Below are 18,698 nucleotides of genomic sequence, written 5' to 3'. Positions count from 1 at the left end.
TCATAGTTGTCCGCCGTGTACATCTTGTGCGCGACGGCCGGCGAAATGAGGAAGGCAAGACACGAATGGCAAACATACTCGTAGTGGATGATGAAATGGGTATCCGTGAGTTGCTCTCGGAAATTCTGGGCGACGAAGGACATGCTATCCAGCTGGCCGAAAATGCGCAGCAGGCGCGCGAAGCGCGTGCCGCCGGTGCGCCGGATCTGGTATTGCTGGATATCTGGATGCCCGACACGGATGGCGTCACCTTGCTCAAGGAATGGCAGCGCGATGGCTTGCTGACCATGCCGGTGATCATGATGTCCGGCCACGCCACCATCGATACGGCGGTCGAGGCGACGCGCATCGGCGCCATGAACTTCCTGGAAAAACCGATTGCCCTGCAAAAACTGCTGAAGGCAGTCCAGCAAGGCTTGACGCGGGCACAGGAAACCGTGCGCGCGCCGAGCGTGGCGCCGCGCCCCGTGGCGCCCGTGGTGGCCGAGGAAAGCAGCCATCCCGTGCCCAGCTTTGGCGGCAGCGCGCCGCAACAGCTGATGGTGCGCCCAGGCATCGCCGTACCGGCGGTGGCCGAAGGCCATGGCTACAACCTGTCATTCGACTTGCCGCTGCGCGAGGCGCGCGACGCCTTCGAGCGCATGTATTTCGAACACCACCTGGGCCGCGAAGGCGGCAGCATGACCCGCGTGGCGGAAAAAACGGGCCTGGAACGCACCCATTTGTACCGCAAGCTGAAACAGCTGGGCGTCGAACCGGGCAAGCTGGCCAAGAAAGGCCTGTGACGGCATCCGTGCGGCGTCCGACGCCGCTGACCCTGGTCAGCGGTGGACGCGCCGCCGGGCGCGAGGCGGCCATCGCGCAAGCCTTGCAGCCTGGCCAGCCGGCCGCCGTGATTCTCGAAGGCCTTGCTGACGGCAACGCCATCCTGGCCGACCTGGCCGAGCAAATTTCCCCTTCTCCATCGTTTCCACTGCAACTGTTGCGCATCGCGCCCGGTTGCCTGTGCTGCAGCGGCAATCTCGTATTGCGTGTAACATTAAATCGTCTGCTGCGCCATCCACCCGCGCGCCTGTTCATCAGCCTGGCTGACGCCTCGCATATCGAACAGCTGCGCACCTGGCTGACGGCCAGTCCCTACGATGTCCTGCTGGCGCTGGAACCAGACCTGCTCGTTTCCTGAACGTGGTTGCCTGACGGTATTACCGCAGTCGCAGTTTGCATCTCGTTACAACTCTGTAGCCCGCAGGGTGGCCTGGCCGCTTGAAATGGCGGCGTGGGAACCCCACCTCTGTCCTGAAACCGCAAGAGTTTCTCTTGCTTGAGCGAAGGATGCAAAATGAACCTGATCTATAACAGCGAGCAATACAGCGTCGTGGAATTCGGCGCCGACGTCGACCTGGAAGCCCTGCGCTTCGGCGGCTATGAAATCGTCGACAAGGGCGGCAAACGCGAGACTTTCATCGCGGGAGTCCTTGCCCAGCATTTCCGCCGCGACGTCACGGAGCTGATCGCCAGCGAACCCAGCATGGAAGAGATCGATGAATTTTTGGGCAGCTATGATTCCCTCATGAGCCAGCCGGTCCTGTTGCACTGATTCTGGCTGTCTGATGGCGATCGCCGCCATACCAATCCGCCTGGCGGCATGGTATGGTGGCCGTGTTATCCCGCTGCAAACAGACCATGTGCCAACTTCTCGGAATGAATTGCAATGTCCCTACGGACATTGTCTTTAGTTTTACCGGCTTCGCCATGCGCGGCGGCCAGACCGATACCCACCATGACGGCTGGGGCATCGCCTTTTTCGAGGGCGCCGGCGTGCGCCATTTCGTCGACCACCAGGCGGCCATCGCCTCGCCCGTGGCCGAACTGATCAAACGCTATCCCATCAAGTCGCGCAATGTCATCGCGCATATCCGCAAGGCGACTCAGGGCCAGGTGGCGCTGGAAAATTGCCACCCCTTCGTGCGCGAACTGTGGGGCCGCTACTGGGTCTTTGCCCATAATGGCGACTTGAAGGAGTTCCATCCCGTGCTGACGGGCAGCTACCGCCCCGTCGGCTGCACGGACAGCGAGCTGGCCTTCTGCTACCTGCTGCAGGAATTGCACGCGCGCTTTGGCGATGCTCCGCCGGCCTTGCCGCAACTGCATGCCGCCCTGGCGGAGCTGTTGCCCGGCATCGCGGCCCACGGCACGTTCAACATGATGCTGTCGAGCGGCGAGGCGCTGTTTGCCCATTGCTCGACCAGCTTGCACTATCTGGTGCGACAACATCCGTTTCCAACTGCTAAACTCTCCGATGAAGACCTGAGCGTGGACTTTTCCCAGGTGACGACGCCGCAGGACCGCGTGGCCGTGATCGTTACCCAGCCGCTGACGACGAATGAGCAATGGACGGCGTTTGCGCCGGGCGAATTGAAATTATTTGTCGACGGGGTGGTGCAAGACACGCCAGCGGCCTAATTTGTTGACGACAATACGCTGGATTGCTGCCAAAATACCCACAGCGCGGGCGAAATTCAGCTAAAGTATTGTCAATAGTGAACCTTGATGCGGGCGCCGCGCGGCCGGTGTCACTCGACGTGATTGATGAAGAGTTAATGATCGATATTTCCAGCAACGACATCACCCCGAAACCCTTGCGCGTGCGCGAGTTCTATCTGGGGCGACAACCTATCCTCGACCGCAACCAGGCCCTGTTCGGCTATGAGTTGCTATTCCGCAACGCTCCGGTCGGCCCCGCCAACATTACCAGCGACCTGTCCGCCACGGCATCCGTGATCGCCCACGCTTCCCAGCTGGGCATGGAAAAGGTCATCGGCGACGCGCTCGGCTTCGTCAACGTCGATGCCGACGTGATCATGAGCGACATCTTCGTCTTCCTGCCGCGTGAAAAAGTGGTGCTGGAAATCGTCGAATCGATGCCCGTCACGCCGGAAGTGCGCGCACGCATCAGCGAACTGGTGGGCCATGGCTTTACCTTCGCGCTGGAAAACGTCGTCTCCGATACGTCGCAAGTGCAGGAGCTGTTGCCGTTGGTGCAATACGTCAAGATGGACATGAGCACGGTCGACCCGAAAGTGCTGGCAGCGCTGGCGCCCCGTTTCAAGCAGGAAAACAAGAAACTGGTGGCGGAAAAGGTCGAGACGCGCGAAGAATTCAAGTCGGGCCTGGACCTGGGCTTCGATTATTTCCAAGGTTATTACTTTGCCAAGCCCGCCATCATGACGGGCAAGAAGCTGTCGCCGTCGCAACTGGCCGTCATGGAACTGATGACATTGGTGACGTCCGATGCCGACAACATGGACATCGAACGCGCCATCAAGCGCGACGTCTCGCTGGCCCTGAACCTGTTGCGCCTGGTCAATACGCCGGCCGTGGGGGCGCGCCAGCGCATCGATTCGCTGAGCCAGGCCGTGACCGTGCTGGGCCGCCGCCAGCTGCAGCGCTGGCTGCAAATCATGCTGTACGCGGAGCCAAGCAAGCGTGGCCATAGCATGACGCCGCTGCTGATGCTGGCCACCACGCGGGGCCGCCTGCTCGAATTGCTCGCGCATAAACTGCGCCCGAACCATGCCCATTCGGCCGATATCGCCTTTACGGTCGGTATCATGTCCCTGATGGATACGCTGTTCGGCGTGCCGATGTCGGAAATCCTCAGCCAGATCGAAGTCATCGACGAAGTGGCCGAAGCGCTGCTGTCGCGCGAAGGCTTCTATGGCGACCTGCTGCGCCTGGCCGAATGCATCGAGCGCATCGAAGACATGGAAGGCGAGATCGTGCCGACCTTGCGCGACCTGGCCATGTCGCCGGACGACCTGGTGGAGCTGGAAATGGCGGCCTATGAATGGAGCGATAACGTTGTCAGGTATGCGCTGTAGGTCGGATTAGCGCGGCCGTCAGGCCACGCGTAATCCGACAACATTGTTGGCGCGTTCTTCAAAAGCCCTGCACGGCATCGCCGTGACAGGGCTTTTTTGCGCCGCTACGCGGCGGCGCCGGGCCAGTGCTTGTGCAGCTCGGGGTCGGTACGCAGCTCCCACAGGGCCAGCACGGCGACGGCGATACCGACGATCAGCTCGTTCCACATGACGACGCGCTGATCGGCCAGCCGCAGCACCCACGGCGAGGCGGCGACCCAGACGCCCACCAGCAGGTTGACGACGACGGCCCAAAAATAGGTCTTGTACAGATCGAAGGCGGCCAGCACGGCGATGACCAGGCCCGAAACAAAAGCGTTGAGCATCTGCGGCGAGCCTTCGGGATAGGAAAAGGCCCAGGGCGAGACGAGCAGCCACAGGCCCAGCAACAGGATCACCTGATCCTGCCAGCGTTTCAGTTTGAAATTGGTTGCCATATATCCTCCTTGCCAGTTGGGGAACGGGCCGGAGCGGGCATGCAGCATGCCGGCCGGCATACTGCGTTAGTGCGCTGCGGCGCGCGAAAAGTTCCGCGCGCCTTGTGCTTATATTATGACAGATTGGGTGCCAGCCAGCGCTCCACGTCCTCGATGCTGGCGCCACGGCGCTTGGCCATGTCTTCCACCTGGTCCATGCCGATCTTGCCGACGACGAAGTATTTCGACTCCGGGTGGGCGAAATAGAAGCCGGAGACGGCCGCGCCGGGGAACATGGCATACGATTCCGTCAGCTGCATGCCGATTTCCTCGGCCTGCATGACTTCGAACATCTCTTTCTTGACGGTATGCTCGGGGCAGGCCGGGTAGCCTGGCGCCGGGCGGATGCCGACATATTCCTCGGCGATCATGTCGTCGTTGCTCAAGTGCTCATCGGGCACGTAGCCCCACAAATCCTTGCGCACGCGCTCGTGCAGGTATTCGGCAAACGCCTCGGCCAGGCGGTCGGCCAGCGACTTCAACATGATGGACGAGTAATCGTCGTGCGCATCCTCGAAGCGTTTTTCATACTTTTCGATGCCCAGGCCGGACGTCACGGCAAACATGCCGATGTAATCCTTCACGCCCGATGCCTTCGGCGCAATGAAGTCGGCCAGGCACTGGTTCGGACGCTGTACGCCGTCGACCACGGGTTTGACGCCTTGCTGGCGCATGCCGTAGTAGGTGAACGCCACCGTACTGCGCGTATCGTCCGTGTACACCTCGATATCGTCGTCATTGACGCTATTGGCCGGCAGCAGGGACACGACGCCGTTGGCCGTCAGCCAGCGCCCGTCGATGAGTTTTTTCAGCAAGGCCTGGCCTTCCGCGTATACCTTGGTGGCCGCGTCGCCCACCACTTCATCCGTCAAGATGGCGGGGAAGGGGCCGGCCAGGTCCCAGGTCTGGAAGAACGGACCCCAGTCGATATAGTTGGCCAGGGTGGCCAGGTCGACATTTTTAAATACGCGGCGGCCGATGAACTTCGGTTTCACGGGCGTGCAGGCGCCGTCGAACGGCACGAGCATCTTGTTGGCGCGCGCCTGCGCCAGCGGCAATATGGGCAGGGCCTTCTTGTTGGCGTGCTGCTCGCGGATGCGCGCGTAGTCGAGTTCGATGTCTTCCACGTATTTGTCGCGCTGTTCCGGCGTCAGCAGCGATTGCGCCACGGACACGGAACGCGAAGCGTCCGGCACGTAGATGACGGGGCCTTCGTAGTTGTGCGCGATTTTCACGGCCGTGTGGGCGCGGCTGGTGGTGGCGCCGCCGATCAGCAGGGGAATCTTGAGCATGCGGAAATGTTCGTCGCGCTGCATTTCCTTGGCGACATACGCCATTTCTTCCAGCGACGGCGTGATCAGGCCCGACAGGCCGATGATGTCCGCGTTTTCCACCTTGGCGCGCGCGAGGATTTCCGAGCACGGCACCATCACGCCCATGTTCACCACTTCGAAGTTATTGCATTGCAAGACTACCGTGACGATATTCTTGCCGATGTCATGCACGTCGCCTTTCACGGTCGCCATGATGATCTTGCCCTTCGGTTTGGCGACGATGCCCGTACGCTGTTCTTCCAGCAGCTTTTCTTCCTCGATGAACGGAATCAGGTGGGCCACGGCCTGCTTCATCACGCGCGCCGATTTCACCACTTGCGGCAGGAACATCTTGCCTTGGCCAAACAGATCACCGACCACGTCCATGCCGGCCATCAGCGGCCCCTCGATCACGTGGATGGGGCGCCCGCCATTGTGCAGCAGCTGCTGGCGCGCTTCTTCCGTGTCTTCCACGATGAATTGCGTGATGCCGTGCACCAGCGCGTGCGACAGGCGTTCCTGTACCGTGCCTTCGCGCCAGGCCAGGGTTTGCGCCTCGGCCTTGCCACCCGCCTTCAGGGTGCCGGAAAATTCGATCATGCGCTCGGTCGAGTCTTCGCGGCGGTTCAGCACCACGTCTTCCACGCGTTCACGCAATTCCGGGTCCAGGTTGTCGTACACGCCCACCATGCCGGCGTTGACGATGCCCATGGTCATGCCGGCCTTGATGGCGTGGTACAGGAAGACGGTATGGATGGCTTCGCGGGCGGGATCGTTGCCGCGGAAACTGAACGACACATTCGACACGCCGCCCGAGATCTTCGCGTACGGCAAGTTTTCCTTGATCCAGCGCGTGGCATTGATGAAATCGACGGCGTAGTTGTTGTGCTCTTCGATGCCGGTCGCGACGGCAAAGATGTTCGGGTCGAAAATAATGTCTTCCGGCGGGAAGTCCAGCGCATCGATCAATAAATGGTATGCGCGGGCGCAAATCTCGATCTTGCGCTCGAAGGTGTCGGCTTGCCCCTTTTCATCGAAGGCCATGACGATGACGGCCGCGCCGTAGCGGCGGCACAGCTTTGCCTGGCGCAGGAATTCTTCCTCGCCTTCCTTCATGGAAATGGAATTGACGATGGCCTTGCCCTGCACGCATTTCAGGCCCGCTTCGATGACCGACCATTTCGACGAGTCGACCATGATGGGCACGCGCGAAATATCGGGTTCCGAGGCGATCAGGTTCAGGAAACGCGTCATGGCGGCCAGCGAGTCGAGCATCGCCTCGTCCATATTGATGTCGATCACTTGCGCGCCGTTTTCCACTTGCTGACGGGCAACGGACAAGGCTTCGTCGTATTGCTCGTTGAGAATCATGCGCGCGAACGCTTTGGAACCTGTGACGTTGGTGCGCTCGCCCACGTTGACGAACAGCGATTCGTCGTTGACGACGAACGGTTCCAGGCCGGCCAGGCGCAAGTCGTGCGACGGGGCCGGCACGGTGCGCGGGGTGTTTTTCGACAGCAACTCGCCGATGGCGGCGATGTGCTCGGGCGTGGTGCCGCAGCAGCCGCCCGCCATGTTCAGGAAGCCCGCGTCGGCAAATTCGCGCAGCAGGGCGGACGTGTCGGCCGGCAACTCGTCGAAGCCCGTGTCGCTCATGGGATTGGGCAAGCCCGCGTTCGGGTAGATGCAGACGAAGGTGTCGGCGATCTTGGCCAGCTCTTCCGCGTACGGACGCATCAGGGCGGCGCCCAGCGCGCAGTTCAGGCCGATGGTCAGCGGTTTCGCGTGGCGCACGGAATTCCAGAAGGCGGGCACGGTCTGGCCCGACAGGATGCGGCCCGAGGCGTCCGTGACGGTGCCGGAAATCATCAAAGGCAGGCGCACGACGCCAGGGTTTTGCTCGTAGTACAGGTCGATGGCGAACAGGGCCGCCTTGCAGTTCAAGGTATCGAAAATGGTTTCCACCAGCAGCACGTCGGCGCCGCCTTCCACCAGGCCCTGCGTCTGCTGCAGGTAGGCGGCCACCAGCTGGTCGAAGGTCACGTTGCGCGCGGCCGGGTCGTTCACGTCGGGCGAGATCGATGCCGTCTTTGGCGTCGGTCCCAGGGCGCCGGCGACGAAGCGCGGCTTGTCCGGCGTGGAATATTTATCGCAGGCGGCGCGCGCCAGTTTTGCCGCCTGGACGTTCATTTCATAGGCCAGGTGGGCCATATGGTAATCGTCTTGCGCGATCGTCGTGGCGCCGAAGGTATTCGTTTCGATCAGGTCGGCGCCAGCCGCCAGGTAGCGCTCGTGGATTTCCTGGATGATGTGCGGCTGCGTCAGGGTCAGCAGCTCATTGTTGCCTTTGACGAACAGTTCGCGCGCCCCGCTGTCGGCCGGCGCGGCGAAATCGATGAAGCGGCCGGCGGGGCCGCCACGGTAGGCTTCTTCGTCGAGCTTGTATTGCTGGATGATCGTGCCCATGGCGCCGTCGAGGATCATGATCCGCTGCGCCAGGATGGCGCGCAAGGTGGCTTCGGTCGGGGACATGGCGGGGATCACGGTATCGTTCATTTCATGCTTTCAATAGGCAAACGGGCGGCGGCGCGGCGACAGGACTGTACGGGGGCGGTTGCGGGCCAGCAGGATCAGCTGACGGAGAGTGCCGGCCGGGTAGGGCAGGCAGAAGGTGGCAATCGCCTGATTTCACCGGGTCTAAAATTATACGGCATCAGGCTGCTTTGGTTTTAAGCAAAAGCGGCCGTTCGTCCCACGGCAGGCCTTCTTGCAACACATCGCCTTGCACCGCACCGCCTGCTGAAAATTACATTCCTGAAAATCTTACTCAAAACGTTAATTCTTCCACCAAAATTGGCAGGAAGGCATGACGTCTAGGCTGTGGAAAAATTTCCACATTATTTGTGCCGGCTCAAGAAATTTTTAATGAATTGAATGGCAATAGCTGCAAAGGAAAATAATTTTGATTTAAGACAATACAGAGTGGCGCGGATAATTCCCAAAATAAAGCTTTTCAAACAGATATCTTAATTATTATCAAAACCAATTGAATCAAAAGCATTAATAGTTGTCTTTAGGAATCGAATTAACCCATAATATTGGTTCTTCGAAACTAAATTCTCACCAAAAGTCACCAATATGTCACATTTCTCTCGTGTCCTCCCCGGCATCGCGCTGCACCAACATGGTTGCCAGCCATGAAAAACCATCTGCTTGTGGCATTGTTTGTCGTGCTGGGCCTGTCCGCTTGCGGCGGGGGAGGCGGTGGCGGTGGCGATACGGTGGTGGCGACCACGTCGGGCAATCCTGCCGTGATTCCTGCCGTGACGGCCGTCTCGGCGGCGAACGTCGCCGTGGGCGGCAGCCTGGTGGTGACGGGCACGAATCTGAGCCGTGTGACGGCCTTCCAGGTCGGCGGCGTGACGGTCGCCAGCAGTGCCGTCAGCGACACCAGCGCGACCCTGGTCATGCCGGGCGTACCCGTCACGGGCGCCTTGAGCCTGGTCAGCGCCGGCGGCACGGCCGCCACCAGCTATAACGTGAACGTGTACCTGCCGCTGAGCGTGAGCAGCGTCGCGCCGGCGACGGGCGGTGTCGGTTCCAGCGTGACGCTCGCGGGCGGCGGCATGGGCGCCGTGACGGCGGTGCAGTTCGGCAATGGCGCGGCAGCAACGCCGCAAAGCCAGACGGCCGGCAGCGTGACGGTGCTGGTGCCTGCGGGCGCGGCAACGGGGCCGCTGACGGTGCGCGGTCCGTACAACGACGTCATCAGCAGCGACACGTACACGCTCCTGGCCAGCGTGGCGGTGACGTCGATCACGTCGGCCGTCAACGGCGCGACCTTGTCGGTGACGCTGCAGGGCAGCAATCTCGACCAGGTCAGCGCGGCCACGGTGGGCAGTACGCCAGCCGTCATCGTCAGCGCCAGCGCCAGCCAGTTGCTGCTGTCCGCGCCAGCGTCGGCAACGGGCAGCGTGATGCTGTCGGCCGCTTCGCGCATCGCCGTGAATGCGGGCACGGTGTCGGCCTTTACCTTGGGCAGCATTGATTTCGCGCAGGTACTGAACCTGAACGCCAGCGATGCAGCCTTGCGCCTGACGCGCGGCAAGTCGGCCGCCGTGCGCGTGTCCGTGCTGGCCATGCAAGCAGGCCAGGCCAGCCCGGCCGTGGTCTTGAATGCGACGGCCGCCAATGGCAGCAACCTGGGCAGCATCAGCATGAGCGGCCCATCGGTCTTGCCGACGGCGAAAAGCGATTACAGTTTCAACGGCAACTTCAGCGCCGTCCTGCCGTCAGCCTGGATCTTGCCCGGCGTGCGCGTGCGCGTGACGGCCGTGGGCAATGACGGTACGCAAGTGAGCCAGGAAGCGGCGCCCGTCGTGGCCAGCGCGGCGAAAATCCACCTGGTGCTGGTACCGCTGAGCACCGACGATGGCGTGGCACAACTGCCGGACGCCGAGGTGATCCGCACCGCGCTGACCCGCGTCTATCCGTATGCGGCGGAAAATATCAGCATCACCACGCGCGCCCCGCTGAGCGTGCCGGGCAGCAGCACGGCCGACAGCTGGTGGAGCACGACCCTGGAAACCCTGAACGGCAAGCGCGCCCAGGAAGATAGCGGCGCCTATTATTATGGCTTCGTGCCGAAAATGTCCTCCACGCGTGCCGCCGGCCTGGCCTACGTCAACCCGACTGGCAGCAACAACGCTTTCACGGCGGCCATCGGCCTCGATGCCAGGTTCAACAGCATTGCCTCCGTCGATCCGTTCGGCAACAGCTGGCCTGAATGGCTGACTACGCTTGTGCATGAGCTGGGCCACAATCATTCGCTCAAGCACGTCGCCTGCGGCGGCCCGACTGGTGCGGTCACTGACTATCCGTATGCGAATGGCGACCTGGGCCCGCAACCGCTGTACAACAGCAGCTATGCGGGCACCATCGGCCAGTTGAGCAAGGCAGTCTATGGCAGCACGCCGATGAAAGACGTGATGAGCTATTGCAGCGGCGCCTGGTTCTCCGACTACAGTTATGTGCGGGTGCAGCAATTCCTGGAAAGCCGCAGCACGCAGGTGACGGGCAGCAATGTGCTGGCCGCCAGCATGGCCGTGGCCGAGAATGGCTATCTGACCATTTCCGGCCGCATCACGCCGGCTGGCGTGGGGCTGCGTCCTGCCGTGGCCTCGTCGGTGCGCACTGGCGGCGGCGCCGCCAGCGGCAGCGGCCATGCGTATACCTTGCGCGTGTTGACGGCGTCGGGACAGACTATCGACTTGCCCTTCGATGGCGTCTCCGTGGCCGACCATGGCGGCAACGCCATGAGCCATTTCCGCGTCAGCTTCGCCAATCCGGGCGACATCAGCGACGTGCAAGTGCTGCAAAATGGCAAGGCTTTGGCCAAGCTGGAGCGCCCGGCGCGCCGCAGCAGGGCCGCCGCCAACGATGCCACGTTCGATGCGGTACAAAGCGGCGGCAAGCTGGCGCTGGTCTGGAATGCCGAAGCGGAACCCTACGCCGCCGTGCTGCACGTGGCCGCCGATGGCCGCAAGACGGTGGTCGCCAGTGACTTGACGGGTGGCAAAGCCAGCGTCGACGTGAGCGCCTTGCCGGCCGGTGGCCGCTTCGAGGTCAGCCTGTCGTCGTCCGTGGGAGGACGTTTGATGAAGGTGCAGCGCCGCTAAACCAGCGGGCTGGATGCAACAAGGGCTTGCCGTGGCAAGCCCTTTTTTTATGGCCGTCAACATGACGGCACGGTGCGTTCAAGCGAAACTATGCGAAACGCTTGCCTTCCAGCGGGAAGCCCTTGATGAACTCGGCCGCGGGCAGGCGCTTGCCGCCCGGTTTTTGCAGTTCCGTCAGGCGCAGCGAGCCATTGCCGCAAGCCACGACGATGCCGTGCTGGGCGTCGGCCGCCAGCACCTGGCCCGGCGCTTCCTTGCTGTCCGCGTCGAGCACCTCGGCGGTCCAGATCTTGATGGTGGTGCCATCGACCTGGCCGCAGGCGCCGGGGAACGGATTGAAGGCGCGGATCTTCAGGCCCAGTTCCAGCGCCGGCTGGCTGAAATCGAGCGCCGCTTCTTCCTTGGCGATCTTTGCCGCATAGGTGACGCCCGCTTCCGGCTGCGGCACGGCTTCCAGCGGCTGCTGCTGCATCTTGCGCAGGGTCTCGACGATCATCTTGCCGCCCAGTTTGGCCAATTTGTCGTGCAGGGTGGCGGTGGAGTCGCCCGCTTCGATGGGGGTGCGCTCGATGGCCAGCATGGGGCCCGTATCGAGGCCTTCTTCCATCTGCATGATGGTCACGCCCGTTTCATCATCGCCGGCCTCGATGGCGCGGTGGATGGGCGCGGCGCCGCGCCAGCGCGGCAGCAATGAACCGTGGATATTGATGCAGGGCTTGATGTCGAGCGTGCTGCGCGGCAAGATCAAGCCGTAGGCCGCCACCACCATCACGTCGTAGTCGGTGGCCAGCAGGCGTTCGTGGGCCGCCTTTGCCTCGGCGGCGCGCTGCGGGTCCTTGCTGTCCATGCGCAGCGACAGCGGCTGCAGCACGTCGATGCCATGCTGCTGCGCGTACTGCTTGACCGCCGAGGCGTGCAGCTGCATGCCGCGTCCGGCAGGGCGGTCGGGCTGGGTCAGCACCAGCGGAATCTCGAATCCCGCTTCGTGCAAGTCTTTCAGGGCCGTGGCGGCGAATTCAGGCGTGCCTGCGAAGATCACTTTCATAGCGTTCCTTGACGTGAGGTGCGCAGGCCCGGGCCGGAGGCGCCAGGCTGGCGTGGTGTTACGACTATTGTTGCTTAGTCTATCAGCAGCGGCTTAGAAACGACGGTTCTGTGCGCGCAGGCTCGCTTCGCGCTCGAGGCCACGGATTTCCTTGATCATCTTGGTCTTGATGCGGTTGCGCTTGAGCGGCGACAGGTATTCGACGAATACCTTGCCCAGCAAATGATCCATCTCATGCTGGATGCAGACGGCCAGCAAGCCATCGGCTTCCAGCTCGAACTGCTTGCCGTGGCGGTCCAGGGCGCGCACCTTGATGCGGGCCGGGCGCTCGACGCCATCGTAGACGCCGGGCACGGACAGACAGCCTTCGTCGTAGACCTGCTTTTCTTCGCTGGCCCAGGTGATTTCCGGGTTGATGAACACTTGCAGCTGGTTTTTCTCTTCGGTGATGTCGATCACCATCATCTGGATATGCGCGTCCACTTGCGATGCGGCCAGACCGACGCCAGGCGCGTCGTACATGGTTTCGGCCATGTCGTCGATCAGGGTTTGCAGGCGCGCGTCAAATTCGGTGACGGGCTTGGCGATCGTGTGCAGGCGAGGATCGGGGTAACGCAGGATATTTAATATGGACATACGGATTCGACTGGTTAAGGTGGGCGCCGGTGCGCCGGATTATTCATGCCGGGCCATGCGGACGATGGCAGGGCTATTTTATGCTGGGTACGCTACGGTTGGGCGCGTATGGCGCAACGGCGCGGCAGATGCGTTTGCCAGTGCGCTATTCGTTTGCTGCAAAGGGAAATTTTATCACAGACGCCCATGGCCCTGTGGACGGCGGGCCGTTTTGCGGCGCCATTGCACGCATCCTTGCGCGCGTCGGTATCGCGTGCGCGCCATGGCGCTAGCATGGGATGGCACAGTACACAACGAGGTTGTCATGCATGCAATCGCAACGACGGCGGACCCGGCCACGGAACTGGCGGGCTGGCTGCGCCTGCAGCATCTGCCCGGCGTGGGGCCGGTGGCGGCGCGCGCCTTGCTGGCCCGCTTCGGCTTGCCGCCGGATATCTTTGCCGCGCCGTTCGAGGCCTTGCGCGAGGTGGTGCCGGCCGGCGTGGCGCGCGCCATCGGGCAGCCGCCCAAGCCGGTGGCCAACAGCCAGCTGGCGCTTACCCTGCAGTGGCTGCAACTGCCTGGCAATGCCGTGCTGACCCTGGCCGATGCCGCCTATCCGCCCCTGCTGCTGGAAATCGCCGATCCGCCGCTGTTGTTATATGTGCGGGGGCGGGCGGAACTGCTGTCGCGTCCCGGCGTGGCCATCATCGGCAGCCGCAATGCCAGCGCGCAAGGCATGCAGAATGCGGCCGCCTTTGCCCACGCGCTGAGCATGGCGGGCCTGACCATCATATCCGGGCTGGCGCTGGGCATCGACACGCACGCGCACGAGGGCGGCTTGCGCGGCGCGGGCGGCACCGTCGCCGTGATCGGCACGGGCGCCGATTTGGTGTATCCACGACGCAACCATGATCTGGCGCAAAGAATTGCCGCAGAAGGCTGCATCGTCAGCGAATACGCGCTGGGCTTGCCCGCCATGCCGGGGAACTTTCCGCGCCGTAACCGCCTGATCAGCGGCCTGGCGCGCGGCGTGCTGGTGATCGAGGCGGCGGCCCAGTCGGGTTCCCTGATCACGGCACGCCTGGCCGGCGAGCAGGGACGCGACGTGTATGCCTTGCCCGGTTCCATCCATGCGACTTTGGCCAAGGGATGCCATGCACTCATCAAGCAGGGCGCCAAGCTGGTCGAATCGGCCGATGACGTGCTGCAGGAGCTGCAATGGCTGGGCGTCGTCCCCAGCGTGCAGGCCGCGGTGGAAGACGAACCGCCGCTGCTGGCCGCGCTGGGCCACGACCCGCACGATGCCGATACCCTGGCCGCGCGCAGCGGCCTGGCCATGGGTGAACTGATGGGGCAATTGCTGGCGCTGGAGCTGGCGGGCCGGGTGGAACGCTTGCCGGGAGGACTGTTTCAACGCTGCAAATGACAGCTTGTCACTTGTGTGGCGGCCTTGCCGCACGGGGGCGCTTTGTCGGTGTGCGCCCTTGTGCCTTAGCGAACTTAGCTGCTAGAGTAGAGCCATGTTCGATATCCTGGTGTACCTCTACGAGACTTACTATCGCCCCGATGCCTGCCCCGAGCCGGCAGTGCTGGCGCGCAAACTGTCGGCCGTCGGTTTCGACGACGTGGAGATTTCCGAAGCGCTCGTGTGGCTGACGGACTTGAACGCCATGGCAGGCGCCGAGCAAACCCTGACGGCCAGCTCCACGGGCACGCGTTTCTATGTGCAGCAGGAAAGCGACGTGCTGGGCACGGCCGCCATCGGTTTCATCCAGTTCCTGGAAAGCGCCAAGGTGCTCTCGCCGCTGCAGCGCGAAATCGTCATCGAACGGGCGCTGGCGCTCGACGAGGCGCCCGTCTCGCTGGGCAAGCTGAAAGTCATCGTGCTGATGCTGCTATGGAGCCAGGGCAAGGAACCGGACGCCTTGATGTTCGACGACTTGTTTGTCGACGACGAAGATCTCCCGCCGCGCCTGATGCACTAGTCGATAAACGCCCCTGGCCGCACCTGGCGCCGCTGCCGCGCCATCTCCCTTACTATATGCTGCGGCACCGCGTATGCCAGTCGATTGTGTTTGCGCTGGCGCATTCTTGCTTGCAGATAACTTGCCGAATTCTTCAATAGGCGCTTATCATTGGCCGCTTGACAAGACCACAAGTCACAAGGCCTTGCGCAGACAAAAGCGTCGGCGCCTGGCAATGCACTGTATGATGCGCATGCTGAAACTATCCTAGAGCATTTTTCGAGACCAAAAAATATGACAAAAACCCTCATCATCGCCGAGAAGCCTTCTGTCGCGAACGATATCGCGAAGACGCTTGGCGGCTTCACCAAGCACGATGAGTACTTTGAATCGGATGAATACGTCCTGTCGTCGGCGGTCGGCCACTTGCTGGAGATCGCCGTGCCGGAAGAATTCGACGTGAAGCGCGGCAAATGGAGTTTCGCGCACTTGCCGATGATTCCACCGTATTTCGCGCTGAACCCGATCGCCAAGACGGAAGCGCGCCTCAAAGTATTAAACAAGCTGATCAAACGCAAAGACGTAAGCACCCTCATCAACGCATGCGATGCGGGGCGCGAAGGCGAGCTGATTTTCCGCCTGATCGCGCAAAACGCCAAGGCCAAGCAACCGGTCAAGCGCCTGTGGCTGCAGTCGATGACGCCGGGCGCCATCCGCGACGGTTTCTCGCACCTGCGCAGCGACGAAGAAATGCTGCCGCTGGCCGACGCGGCCCGCTGCCGTTCGGAAGCCGATTGGTTGATCGGCATCAATGGCACGCGTGCCATGACGGCGTTTAATTCGAAAGAAGGCGGCTTCTACCTGACCACCGTGGGCCGCGTGCAGACGCCGACCCTGTCCATCGTCGTCGAACGCGAAGACAAGATCAAGAAATTCGTGCCGCGCGACTTCTGGGAAGTGCGCGCCGAATTCGTCTGTGCGGCCGGCATCTATGAAGGCCGCTGGCTCGACACGAAGTTCAAGAAGGACGAGAACGATCCCGAGAAGCGCGCCGAGCGCCTGTGGAGCAAGACGGCTGCCGACTCGATTGCCACCGCCTGCCGCGGCCGCCAAGGCATCGTCACGGAAGAGTCGAAACCGACTACCTCGATGGCGCCGGGCCTGTTCGACCTGACCAGCCTGCAGCGCGAAGCGAACTCGCGTTTCGGTTTCTCCGCCAAGAACACCCTGGGCCTGGCCCAGGCGCTGTATGAAAAGCACAAGGTATTGACGTATCCGCGTACCGATTCGCGCCACTTGCCGGAAGACTACATGCCGACCGTGCTGCAGGCGCTGGAAACGGTCAAGGAAAACAGCAACTACCACCAGTTCGCCAAGCAGATCATCGACAAGGGCTGGGTCAAGCCGAACAAGCGCATCTTCGACAACACGAAGATCTCGGATCACTTCGCCATCATCCCGACGACGATCGCGCCAAAGAATTTGTCCGAGCCGGAACAGAAGCTGTACGACCTGGTCACGCGCCGCTTCATGGCCGTGTTCTTCCCGCCTGCCGAATTCCAGGTCACCACGCGCTACACGGAAGTGTCGGGCCATCAGTTCAAGACTGAAGGCAAGGTCATGACCAATCCGGGCTGGCTGGCCATCTACGGCAAGGAAGCGTCGACGGACGCCGACAAGGAAAGCAATGGCAACGGCAACCTGGTGCCCGTCGCCAAGGGCGAGAAGGTGCAGACGGAAAGTGTCAGCGCCAACGGCCTGGTGACGAAGCCGCCCGCGCGTTTCACGGAAGCGACCTTGCTGTCGGCCATGGAGGGCGCCGGCAAGCTGATCGACGACGACGAGCTGCGCGATGCGATGGCCGGCAAGGGTCTTGGAACCCCGGCCACGCGCGCGGCCACCATCGAGGGCTTGCTGACGGAACGCTACCTGATCCGCGAAGGCCGCGAACTGATTCCGACGGCCAAGGCGTCGCAGCTGATGACTTTGCTCAAAGGCCTGGGCGTCAATGAATTGACGGCGCCGGAGCTGACGGGCGAGTGGGAATACAAGCTGTCGCAGATGGAAAAAGGCAAGATTTCGCGCGAAGAATTCATGCGTGAAATCGCGCAGATGACGCAAATCATCGTCAAGCGCGCCAAGGAATACGACAACGACACGATTCCCGGCGACTATGCGACGCTGGAAACGCCGTGCCCGAACTGCGGCGGCGTGGTGAAGGAAAACTACCGCCGTTTCGCCTGCACCAAGTGCGAATTCTCGATGAGCAAGACACCGGGTTCGCGCCAGTTCGAAATCGCCGAAGTGGAGCAATTGCTGAAGGACCGCACCATCGGCCCGCTGCAAGGCTTCCGCTCGAAGATGGGCCGTCCGTTCGCCGCCATCCTGCGCATCGTGCGCGATGAAGAGATCAAGAACTTCAAGCTGGAATTCGATTTCGGCCAGAACGACGAGAGCGAAGATGGCGAAGGCGTCGATTTCACGGGCCAGACGCCCGTGGGACCGTGCCCCAAGTGCAATGCCGGCGTGTACGAAATGGGCCTGGCCTATGTGTGCGAACACAGCGTAGCCAAGCCGAAGACGTGCGACTTCCGCAGCGGCCGCATCATCTTGCAGCAGGAAATCTTGCCGGAACAAATGGCAAAGCTGCTCAACGATGGCAAGACGGACTTGCTGCCGGGCTTTGTTTCGCAGCGCACGCGCCGTCCGTTCAAGGCTTTCCTCGTACGGGGCAAGGATGGCAAGGTGAGCTTCGAGTTTGAAGAGCGCAAGGCCAAGCCGGGCGCGAAGACCAAAGCGGCAGCTGCCGAAGTCGAAGGCGAAGAAGGCGCGGCGCCAGCGAAGAAAACGGCCGTCAAGAAAGCGGCAGCCGTCAAGAAGGCGCCGGTCAAGAAGGCCACGGCCGTGAAAAAGCCGGCCGCCAAGAAGGCGCCGGCGAAGAAGGCGGCAGCGGCGGAGTAATTGCGCGCCAGCCAGACAAAAGCCAGGGATTTCCCTGGCTTTTTTTACGTCCCGATTTGATGGGGCAATGCTCAGGCTGGCGGCGCGGCCGGCGCCACCAGGCCCATTTCCTTGAGTACTTCATGCGCCGAGCGGAAGGCGTCGATGGCCAGCGGCATGCCGCAATACACTGCGGCGTGCAGCAGCACTTCCTGGATTTCCTGCATGGAGGCGCCATTGTTGACGGCGCCGCGCACGTGGCCGCGCAGTTCCTGGACGCGGCCCAGGGCCGTCAGCATGGCGATCGTCGCCAGGCTGCGCGTTTTTAAATCCAGACCGTTGCGGCACCAGGTCGTGCCCCAGGCGTTGCGCGTGACGAAGTCCTGCAAGGGCGCCGTGAAGGCGTCCACCTGGGCAAAGGCGCGTTCGACAAAGGCGTCGCCCATTACTTGTTTGCGCATGCGCAAACCATTCTCGAATTGTTCATCCATGCCGCGCTCCCGTTGCTGTACGCTTTCGATACTAGCGAGCTGGCATGCGGTGGTCAAGCTTAGAGCACATTTCAGTAGGCATCCTGCTGGAACCATCGTGATGTTATGAAGTCCATGATTTTTCTGCAGGAGGAAAAATCATGGGCATGCTGAACAAGGACGATGGTTGGCGCTTGCCGGATGCGATGTGGGCGCAGTTGGAGCCGCTTTTGCCGCCACGCAAATCTCATCCGTTGGGTTGCCATAACCCGCG

At 62.0% G+C, this 18,698-nt stretch carries 14 protein-coding genes and 1 pseudogene; 10 read left to right on the top strand and 5 right to left on the bottom strand.

Going from position 1 to position 18,698, the window contains the following annotated elements:
- Positions 1 to 65: 65 nt before the first annotated feature.
- The 5 genes from AC0V2Y_RS14175 (at position 66) to AC0V2Y_RS14155 (ending at position 3,881) form a co-directional block, all read left to right on the top strand.
- Positions 66 to 785, top strand: a complete 720-nt coding sequence (locus AC0V2Y_RS14175; RefSeq protein WP_034749318.1) for a response regulator — start codon at positions 66 to 68, stop codon at positions 783 to 785.
- On the top strand, positions 782 to 1,183 hold the full coding sequence (locus AC0V2Y_RS14170) for a GTPase (protein WP_475416769.1): 402 nt from the start codon (positions 782 to 784) through the stop codon (positions 1,181 to 1,183). Before AC0V2Y_RS14175 ends, AC0V2Y_RS14170 begins: the two co-directional genes overlap by 4 nt.
- Before the next feature lie 156 nt (positions 1,184 to 1,339).
- Entirely contained in the window at positions 1,340 to 1,597 is a 258-nt protein-coding gene (locus tag AC0V2Y_RS14165; RefSeq protein WP_010393222.1) for a BTH_I0359 family protein, read from the top strand.
- Between the two features lie 86 nt (positions 1,598 to 1,683).
- Positions 1,684 to 2,463: a class II glutamine amidotransferase gene (locus tag AC0V2Y_RS14160; RefSeq protein ID WP_475416770.1), complete on the top strand. Its 780-nt coding sequence runs from the start codon at positions 1,684 to 1,686 to the stop codon at positions 2,461 to 2,463.
- A gap of 137 nt (positions 2,464 to 2,600) precedes the next feature.
- Positions 2,601 to 3,881 (top strand): EAL and HDOD domain-containing protein, encoded by a 1,281-nt coding sequence (locus AC0V2Y_RS14155; RefSeq protein WP_034784728.1) that lies wholly within the window; start codon positions 2,601 to 2,603, stop codon positions 3,879 to 3,881.
- A gap of 104 nt (positions 3,882 to 3,985) precedes the next feature.
- Here AC0V2Y_RS14155 and AC0V2Y_RS14150 read toward each other — a convergent pair whose 3' ends face one another.
- Both AC0V2Y_RS14150 and metH read right to left on the bottom strand, forming a co-directional pair.
- Positions 3,986 to 4,357, bottom strand: a complete 372-nt coding sequence (locus AC0V2Y_RS14150) for an SPW repeat protein (protein WP_099409758.1) — start codon at positions 4,355 to 4,357, stop codon at positions 3,986 to 3,988.
- A gap of 113 nt (positions 4,358 to 4,470) precedes the next feature.
- Complete coding sequence (gene metH, locus AC0V2Y_RS14145) at positions 4,471 to 8,265, bottom strand: methionine synthase (RefSeq protein ID WP_475416771.1); 3,795 nt, start codon at positions 8,263 to 8,265, stop codon at positions 4,471 to 4,473.
- A 641-nt stretch (positions 8,266 to 8,906) separates the two neighbouring features.
- Between metH and AC0V2Y_RS14140 the strand changes: the two genes are divergently transcribed.
- The gene (locus AC0V2Y_RS14140) at positions 8,907 to 11,387 is read left to right on the top strand and encodes a hypothetical protein (protein ID WP_475416772.1); all 2,481 of its coding nucleotides are present in this window, start codon (positions 8,907 to 8,909) and stop codon (positions 11,385 to 11,387) included.
- Between the two features lie 88 nt (positions 11,388 to 11,475).
- Here the strand turns inward: AC0V2Y_RS14140 and fmt are convergent, their stop codons facing one another.
- Both fmt and def read right to left on the bottom strand, forming a co-directional pair.
- On the bottom strand, positions 11,476 to 12,432 hold the full coding sequence (fmt, locus tag AC0V2Y_RS14135; RefSeq protein WP_475416773.1) for a methionyl-tRNA formyltransferase: 957 nt from the start codon (positions 12,430 to 12,432) through the stop codon (positions 11,476 to 11,478).
- Between the two features lie 93 nt (positions 12,433 to 12,525).
- Positions 12,526 to 13,068, bottom strand: a complete 543-nt coding sequence (gene def, locus AC0V2Y_RS14130) for a peptide deformylase (RefSeq protein ID WP_099665527.1) — start codon at positions 13,066 to 13,068, stop codon at positions 12,526 to 12,528.
- A 304-nt stretch (positions 13,069 to 13,372) separates the two neighbouring features.
- Here def and dprA point away from each other — a divergent pair, with 304 nt between their 5' ends.
- From dprA to AC0V2Y_RS14115, 3 genes are all read left to right on the top strand, one after another.
- Positions 13,373 to 14,476, top strand: coding sequence for a DNA-processing protein DprA (dprA, locus tag AC0V2Y_RS14125; RefSeq protein WP_475416774.1), 1,104 nt, complete (start codon positions 13,373 to 13,375; stop codon positions 14,474 to 14,476).
- Between the two features lie 94 nt (positions 14,477 to 14,570).
- Entirely contained in the window at positions 14,571 to 15,035 is a 465-nt protein-coding gene (locus tag AC0V2Y_RS14120; RefSeq protein WP_475416775.1) for a Smg family protein, read from the top strand.
- A 273-nt stretch (positions 15,036 to 15,308) separates the two neighbouring features.
- Positions 15,309 to 17,975 carry a DNA topoisomerase III gene (locus AC0V2Y_RS14115; RefSeq protein ID WP_475416776.1) on the top strand — a complete coding sequence of 889 codons (2,667 nt, stop codon included), beginning with the start codon at positions 15,309 to 15,311 and terminating at the stop codon, positions 17,973 to 17,975.
- A gap of 71 nt (positions 17,976 to 18,046) precedes the next feature.
- Here AC0V2Y_RS14115 and pcaC read toward each other — a convergent pair whose 3' ends face one another.
- Positions 18,047 to 18,445, bottom strand: a complete 399-nt coding sequence (gene pcaC / locus AC0V2Y_RS14110) for a 4-carboxymuconolactone decarboxylase (RefSeq protein ID WP_475416777.1) — start codon at positions 18,443 to 18,445, stop codon at positions 18,047 to 18,049.
- Positions 18,446 to 18,585: 140 nt separating this feature from the next.
- Here pcaC and AC0V2Y_RS14105 point away from each other — a divergent pair.
- Positions 18,586 to 18,698, top strand: a pseudogene (locus tag AC0V2Y_RS14105) (IS5/IS1182 family transposase); the annotation flags it as partial.

Source organism: Janthinobacterium sp. BHSEK, assembly GCF_056174685.1.
The sequence above is the reverse complement of the archived record's forward strand: the minus strand, read 5'-3'. Positions and strand labels throughout refer to the sequence as shown.